The organism is Microbacterium testaceum (assembly GCF_001476285.1).
Classification (GTDB): domain Bacteria; phylum Actinomycetota; class Actinomycetes; order Actinomycetales; family Microbacteriaceae; genus Microbacterium; species Microbacterium testaceum_B.
This window is the reverse complement of the sequence record NZ_LDRU01000029.1, coordinates 1-7883: the sequence shown is the minus strand read 5'-3', so window position 1 is coordinate 7883 and position 7883 is coordinate 1. Positions and strand designations below refer to the sequence as shown.

3 protein-coding genes and 1 pseudogene are annotated in these 7883 nt (G+C 72.7%); all 4 read right to left on the bottom strand.

Annotation, left to right across the window (positions count from 1 at the left end; genetic code table 11):
* Positions 1-371: 371 nt before the first annotated feature.
* Positions 372-1682, bottom strand: coding sequence for a hypothetical protein (locus tag NS283_RS05770; protein ID WP_058595930.1), 1311 nt, complete (start codon positions 1680-1682; stop codon positions 372-374).
* Between the two features lie 228 nt (positions 1683-1910).
* Positions 1911-6017 (bottom strand): type VII secretion protein EccCa, encoded by a 4107-nt coding sequence (gene eccCa, locus NS283_RS05765; protein WP_241492195.1) that lies wholly within the window; start codon positions 6015-6017, stop codon positions 1911-1913.
* Positions 6014-6808 carry a hypothetical protein gene (locus tag NS283_RS18860; RefSeq protein ID WP_058595929.1) on the bottom strand — a complete coding sequence of 265 codons (795 nt, stop codon included), beginning with the start codon at positions 6806-6808 and terminating at the stop codon, positions 6014-6016. Before NS283_RS18860 ends, eccCa begins: the two co-directional genes overlap by 4 nt.
* Positions 6805-7883 (bottom strand): annotated as a pseudogene (locus NS283_RS18855) (hypothetical protein); the annotation flags it as partial. The pseudogene NS283_RS18855 and the gene NS283_RS18860, both read right to left, overlap by 4 nt.

Genomic DNA, 7883 nt, shown 5'->3' with positions numbered 1-7883 from the left:
CAGATTCGGAGATGTGCGCCGGATTCGGATTGATTCACGCTCGGCGTCCGGATCTGGTGTGCATCTCCGATTCTGCGCGCGGACCTTACGCAGGGGGCAGGGCACATGTGCGAGCTGAGGTGGTACGGGCGGGGTGCCCCGCGGCCCCGGGGCCTGCGGCGTGAGCAGATTCGGAGATGTGCGCCGGATTCGGATTGATTCACGCTCGGCGTCCGGATCTGCGGCGCATCTCCGATTCTGCGTACGCGTCCAAGCCCGCCCGCGCACACGCCGTGCCGCGGCAACGCGAGCGCCGCGCCGGATACGTGCCGAAACGCGCGTGCCCGCGACCCGCTGTGTACGTGCAGCAACGCGCGGCACCCCGCGCCGCCTCAGCAGCTCCCGTCGACCCAGGTCACCGACTCGGCATTGTTCTTGTCCAGCTCGGCGAAAGCGGACGTGACACCCGTCGCGACGGTGTTCGTCCCCTTCCGGAGGACGCAGCTCGGGTCGAGGGTGAGCAGCGTGCCCACCGCCGTGCTGTCGGCCGGGACGGTGGCATCCACGCTCCCGGAGGGGAAGGCGGACCCGGTGTCGGTCCACATGCGGCGGTGCATGCCCGCGGCATCGACGTAGGTCACGGTGAGGTAGTTGCTCTTGTCGAGCTCGGCGAAGGCGGAGGTGACACCCGTCGCGACCAAGGTGGTGCCCTTGCGAAGGACGGCATCCGGGCCGAGCGTGAGGAGGGTGCCCACGGCGACGCTCCCGGCGGGTACTGACGAATCGATGCTCGCGGAGGGGTACGGCGCTCCGCTGTCGGTCCACATGCGGCGGTGCATCCCGGTTCCGTCGACCCAGGTCAGGGTCTGGTAGTTGTTCTTGTCGAACTCCGCGAAGGCGGAGGTGACGCCGCTCGCGACCGTGGTGCCCACGCGACGGAGCACGCCTCCGGGGTCGATGGTGAAGAACGTGCCCACCACGACACTGTTCGCGGGCACCGTGGCATCCACGTTCGCGGTGGGGTACGCGGCACCGGTGTCGGTCCACATGCGGCGGTGCATGCCGGTCGAGTCGACGTAGGTGACGACGAGGTAGTTACTCTTCTCGAGCTCGGCGAACGCCGACGTGACGGTGCTCGCGACGGTCGAGGTTCCGCGGCGAAGAACACCGCTCGGGTCGAGAGTCACCAGCGTCCCGACCGCGCGGCTTCCCGTGGGCACCGTGGCATCCGTGCTTCCGGAGGGGTACGCGGCTCCGGTGTCGATCCACATGCGGCGATGGAGCCCCTGCGTGGCTGTGCTCGCCGGCGAGGTGAGGGTGGCGGTGGCCGTGGCATCCGTGGTCGTCGCTGTCAGGACGCCCGTGCTTCCCGCCGTGTGGACGCGGAGCGTCGGGAGGTCGACGCGGCCGATCGTGTCGGAGACTCCCGTGAACGTCGCGGCACCGTTCTCGAACCGGTAGCCGGTCGAGGCGGTGACCGTCACGCTTGTACCGGCCGCGGCGGTCCCGTTCGCCGTGACCGTCACGTACGCCCCCGTGATGTCGGCGCAAAGGGTTCCGCTGTACGTCGACCGGTCGAAGGTCAGCGTCGTCGTCGTGGACGCGGATGCCACGGGCACGAGGGTCGCAGCGGTCACCGCCGGGATGCTCCAGGCGGCGCCGACCAGCACCGAGCGGCGATTCGGAACCGGGGGAGTGGTCATGGAAGGAGCCCTTCGAAGAGGCGGAGCGGACCGTCGATTCTCTCGTCGGGCTGCGCCTCCGACACGGCTTGCGCTGCGCCCCCGGCCGGGTGAATGGCGCGCGGCGCAGGGCGGCTGATCCGTCCGCGGGGCGGTTCACGCGGGCGCGAATTCACCCGCCCCTTCCCCGTCCGCGCCGAGTCCGGTGGCATCCTTTCGCCCACCGACCTCGCTCCCCGGCGACCCGACCTACGGGTTGCGGTGGGCTCTCCGTCGGCGAGTCAAGGGCGGCTCATCGCCACCTGTCGCAGCACGCTCTGCCGGAGCATCGGTCGGCGAGCTCACCGCCGTGTCACCGGACACCGCGGTGTCCCCGAGCACCGCCGATTGCTCGGCGGCATCTCGCGCCTCCGCGGTCGCACCCTCCGATGCATCCACGGCCGCCCCTTCCCCGGCGCCTTGCCCCGCGACGAAGTTCGCCACCTGCACCAGCGTCGGCCGCTCGCCGCGCCGCGCGAGACGGCCGCGACCGGCGATCATGGGTTCCGCGTAGAGCTTCGGCAGGATCGCGCCCTCGGAGCGGTCGCCCGACATGATCAGAGCCGTGCCGCCGGTATCGCGGATACCCTGCAGCGCCGCGTCGAACATCGCGCGCGCGGCGCCGGCCACCGGCCGGCTGACCACGACGTTCAGGCGCAGATCGCGAGCCGAGGCGAGGTAGGGCAGCAGGGGGCGCAGGGGCTCGGTGCCGCCGGCGGAGAGGATGTCGAAGTCGTCGGCGATCACCAGGATCCGCGGGCCCGCATCGCGGTCGCTCTGGCGTTTCTCGAGCTCGACGGCGATCGACTCGGCGAGCAGGCGCGCCTGTCGTCCCGACGACGCGTGTCCGCCGAGGTACGCGTCCGGCACCTCTGACACCAGCTCGCCGCGCGCGTCCATGAGCGCGACGACGAGCTCCTCGGGGGTGTGCCTGTCGATGGTGCCGCGCACGATCCCGCGGAGGGCCGTGGTCTTGCCGCAGCGGCTGTCGCCCAGCACGAGCAGGTGCGGGTCGCGCGTGACGACATCGAGCAGCACGGGCTGCATCGTGTCTTGGCGGAGCCCCAGGGGCACGGCATCCGGTTCGTCGATCGCGTCGGGCAACTCCGCCGGCGACAGTTCTTCGGGCAAGAGGCGGATCGGAGCCGCGCCCTGACCGCCCCAGCGCGCCGCACTCTCGCGCGCGAGCTGTTCGAGCGCCTCGCCGGTGTCGCCGTCGTCGACTTCTTCGAGCAGCGGGAGGGCGATCTGCGCGAACAGCTTGTCGTCGGTGAGCACACGGCCCGGCTGATCGGCCTTGAGCGTCGTCGAGAGCTTGCGGGCGATCTGCGAGTCGGCGGGATCGTTGAGCTTCAACTCCAGGCGCGTTCCGATGAGGCCCTGCAGGTTCATGCGGAGCTCGTTCCAGCGCGAAAGGGCGACGACGACGTGGATGCCGAAACTCCCACCCCGCTCCAGGAGCTGGGCGAGCGGCGCCTCGAGGTCGTCGAAGTCCTGGCGCAGCGCCCCGAGCCCGTCGACGAGAAGGACGACGTCCGCGCTCGGCAGCTCGGGCAGACGCCCTCGCGCGTGCTGGCGGCGCATGTCGGCGAGCGAGTCGAGACCGTGGTCGCGGAAGACGCGCTCGCGCGTCGCCAGCATCGCGGTGAGCTCCTCGAGCAGGCGCGTGAGGCGCTCGCGGTGCCCGCGCGTGGCGACGCCGCCGACGTGTGGGAACGGCTCGATGCGCGCGAGGCCGCCGCCGGTGAGGTCCATGCCGTAGATGCTGACCTGACGCGGCGAGTGCGTGAACGACAGCGACGCCGCGAGGGTGCGCAGGAACATCGAGCGTCCCGACTGGGGTGCTCCGGTGATCGACACGTGCCCGCCGGAACGGGTGAGGTCGAGCATCCAGGGTGACTGCGTCTGCGTGGAGGGGTTGTCGAGGAGGCCCATCGGGGCGCGGAGCGTCCCGGCGCCGTCGGCCTGCGGCAGCACGCCGCCGAGCGTGAGGACGGGCGGCAGCGGCGGCAGCCAGACCGGCCGCGTGCGGGTGGCGCCGCGGGCGAGACGCTGGGTCGCCGCCTGCACGAGGGTACGGCCGGTGGTCGGGGTCTCGGGCTCTGCGCTGTCGAACTCCTCGGCCTCGACCTCGTGCTCGGGCAGGTCGTAGGCGGGAAGCGGCAGGACCGGCGGTGCGTCGTCGTGTCGCGGTCCGGCCTCGACGGGGTCGGGAACGGGTCCCGAGACGTAACCGGCGCGGAAGCGGGTGTAGACCGAGGTGTCGACCTTCAGGTAGCCGAAACCGGGGATGGCGGGGAGGTGGAAGGCATCCGGGGTGTCGAGCACGACGGCCGACTCGGCTTCCGAGAAGGTGCGCAGACCGATGCGGTACGAGAGGTACGTGTCCAGACCGCGGAGGCGGCCTCCCTCGATGCGCTGGCTCGAGAGCAGCAGGTGCACACCGATCGAACGGCCGATGCGCCCGATCGTCAGCAGCAGTTCGACGAAGTCGGGCTCGGCGGTCAACAGCTCGCCGAACTCGTCGATGACGAGGAAGAGGTGCGGCAGCGCGGGCAGGTCGGGTCGCTCGCGGCGCATCTGGCGATAGTGACCGATGGATGCCGCGTTCCCGGCATCCTTCAACAGGCGTTGCCGGCGCACGACCTCGCCCTGGATGCTCGAGCGAGCGCGCTCGGTCAGCTGCGGGTCGTCGGCGAGGTTGTCGATGATGCCCGCGACGTGAGGGAGCCGTGAGAACGGCGCGAACGCCGCGCCGCCCTTGTAATCGACGAGGATCATGCTGAGGTCGTCGGGCGAGTGGGTCAGGGCGAGCCCGAGGATGAGCGTGCGCAGCAGCTCGCTCTTTCCGGAGCCGGTCGCGCCGATGCAGATCCCGTGCGGGCCCATCCCGAGCTGCGCCGACTCCTTGAGGTCGAGCAGCACAGGGCCGCCCCGGTCGTCGACGCCGATGGGCACGCGAAGGAACTCCGCGGCGCTGCGCACCCGCCACGCGGCTTTCACGTCGATGGCATCCACGTCGTCCACGCCCAGGAGCTGCGTGACATCGGGGGCGAGAGAGGTGCCGGCGTCTTCGGCGGAGGTGCGGGTGAGGCGGAGCCCCGCGAGCGGGCGCGCGATCACCTCGAGCGCCTCGCTCGAGACCGGGTCGATCCGGATGCCGGTGGCCGGGGCCTCGCCCGAACCCGGTGTCTCGATGGTGGCGATGCCTTCCGCGACGGTCACGCGCACCCCGACGGTGGGCGGTTCCTTCAGCCTGTCGTCCACCACGTGGACGACAGTGATGCCGAGGTCGGCCAGACTCAGCGCTGCGTCCAGACGGGGCACGGTGCTCGCCGCGCCCTCGCCCTCGTCGATGACGACGATCAGGCGCCCAGGCTTCGTGCGGCGCCCCGCGCGTCGGGAGGCGGCGGCGGTCGCGACGCGGTCGCGGAGCTCGGCGCTCAGGAGCGAGAGGAGGTCGTCGAGACGGGGAGCAAGGCGCCGCGCGGCGACGGCTCCGCTCGGAGGAGCGTCCGACGACAGGTGGGGGACGAGGTCGAGTCCGCGCCAGTCGTCCAGCCGATGCGGCGCGACGACGGCCGCGATGTGCACGTCATCGGGCGAATGGAACGCGGCGATCTGGGCCACGAGGGCGCGCGCGGCGGGCAGGGTGTCAGCTCGGTCGCCGACGATCGACACGTGTCCGCCGCCCTCCAGGTCGACGGTGGCGGGCATCCCCTGGGCGACCCCCGCGAGGCGGACCATCCGTTCCGCCGACTCGCGCATGACCGGGTCGAAGGGCTGCACGGGGTTCTGTTCGGCGGGCAGGGCCACCTCGACGGCCCGGAGGTCGCCCGTTCCGATTCGCACGCGCAGGAAGTCGGCGTCGCCGGGGCGTCGTTCCCAGCGCCGCGCCGGGTCGGCTCCGATCTCGACGAGAGTGCCGGGGGCGGGGTTCAGGGCCAGGGCTGCGTCGCGCTGCCGGTCGGCCCGCTCCCGCACCGTCTCGCGCGTCTCCTCGAGGTAGTCGAGATAGCGTTCGCGCTGCACGCGCCGCTGGCGGGCGGCGTTGCCCCGCTGCGTGAAGGCCATGCCGAGACCGCCGACGAGCGCGACGACGAGGATGACGGCGCCGACCACCACCATGATCGGGTTGTTGCGCAGCAGCACGATCATGGTGATGGACGACAGGCTCCCGACGATCGGCAGAAGCGACTGCAGGGGGAAGCCGGTCGGTCCTTCGCCGATCGGCGGGGGCGGGGCGAGGACGACGTCGTCGGCGGGTTCCACGGGTTCACTGATCCGCGCCGGGCGGTGCACGATCCGGACGTTCACGCGGCCGTCTCCTCGGCGCGCACCAGGGCAGCGGCCAGACGCACGATGGCGCGGTGGGTCAGAGAGCGCCGAGCAGCGCCGCCCGCCCGCAGGCCCGGGTCGAACGGCACGGCGATCACGGGATGCGGCGTTCCTGTGGCGACGGCGCGGGCCACGGCGTCACCCTCGCGCGCATGGTCGACGAGCGCCAGCACGACCGTCGGCGCTTCCGGCAGGCCGGCGATCGCGGCCACCACGGACCGCGCGTGTTCGACCGGAGACCGACGCCCGTCGCTGACGAGGCACACGACGTCGCACAGCGCGGCGCACGCGGCGAGGTCGACGAGCGGATGCCGAACCCCGAAGTCCGTGATCGCGACGTCGAAGAAGCGGGTGATGGGGGCGGCCTCACCGAGCCAGGTGCCGACCGCGTCCGTGCTGTCGCGCGGGCGCAGCGCGACGACCCCGCCGGAGACCTCGAGCCCGGACAGGGCCTCGGCGGTGGTGCGCGCTCCCGCGCGCGTCTCGTCGGGAGCGACGGGCGCGGCGCCGAGGCGTGGGCCGAGTCCGTCGTCACCGGACGAGACGTCCACCGCGAGCACGGGGGCGCTGCGCCGTGCGGCGACAGCCCGCGTGAGCTGGTGGGCGACCGTGCTCGTCCCGGCCGCGGACGACAGGGACAGCACCCCGATGCGACGCGTGGTCGACAGACTGCCGCGGATCGCGGCATCCCAGGCGGTCAGTTCGATACGCCCGTTGGCGCCGCTGCCGAACACCGCGGTGGCGAGGGCGCGGGAGTCGAGCACGGTCACGGCTGACCGCCGAACATCGCCAGCAGATCGGCGTAGACGCCGAGGGATCCCACGAGCAGCGGGAGGAGGGAGAGGACCGCGAGCGACTCGACGATGTTGCCCACCCCGCGCAGGCGCGCGCGGACGTGTGGCCGCGGGCGGACGAGCACCGCTGCCGCGATGATCGCGGCTCCCCCGGCGGCCACGGCGGTGCCGATCCACCCTCGATCGCCCGACAGCAGCACCAGGAGCGCTGCCGCCGCGATGGTGCCGGCCGCCGCCCACAGCAGCCAGCCCTGCGAGCGGAGGGGGAACGCGCGCGTGCGCAGCGCGGCGACGAGGAACAGGGCGAGGGCGAGCAGCTCGGTCCAGATCGTGCCGGAGAGGGCGAGGACCACGCCCGTCACGCCGATGATCGACGCGGTGGCCGCCACGCTCCACGTGAGCGCCGCGTAGGCCTCGTCGATCGCCGCGAAGGTGCGGTGGCGGGTGGGCGGCGATCCCTCGGCGGCGCGCTGATCGAGGTCGGTGAGGCCGGCCGCTCCCAGCGCGATCCAGGGCAGCGGGCCCGTCGCGAAGGCCGCCACGACGCCCGTGATCGCCGCTGCCGAGACCACGTCGACCCACGCGAGCACCAGACCGAGGAGCAGCGAGGCCAGGACGGCACCCACGGCGCCGCCGGCGGCCGCTCCCCGTCGATGATGAGCGACGCCCACGGCGAGCACGACGGCGGTCGAGCCGACCGCGATCGCCGCGGCGATCCCGGCGACGAGGGTGGCGGTGGCCGGGTATCCGGCGGCCGTGAGCGCGGCGGAGGTCGCGGTGCCCACCGGCAGAACGAGTCCCGCGGCAGCCGCCGCCACGCACACCGACAGCCGGCGGAGACCGCCGAGACCGAGCGCGATCGTCACCCCGAGCAGGAACAGCGCGGCCCCGAGGAGGCTGAACGCGCCGACGGCCGGCGCGCTCCAGGGCGCCGTCCATCCGGCCAGGGCGAAGGCCACGGCGATCCCGACGGAGCCCGCGACCGTGCGAGAGCGGTCGTCCCACCGGTCGGGCCGCGCGTCGTGCGCGTCGGCGGCGGCGTCGGTGACGT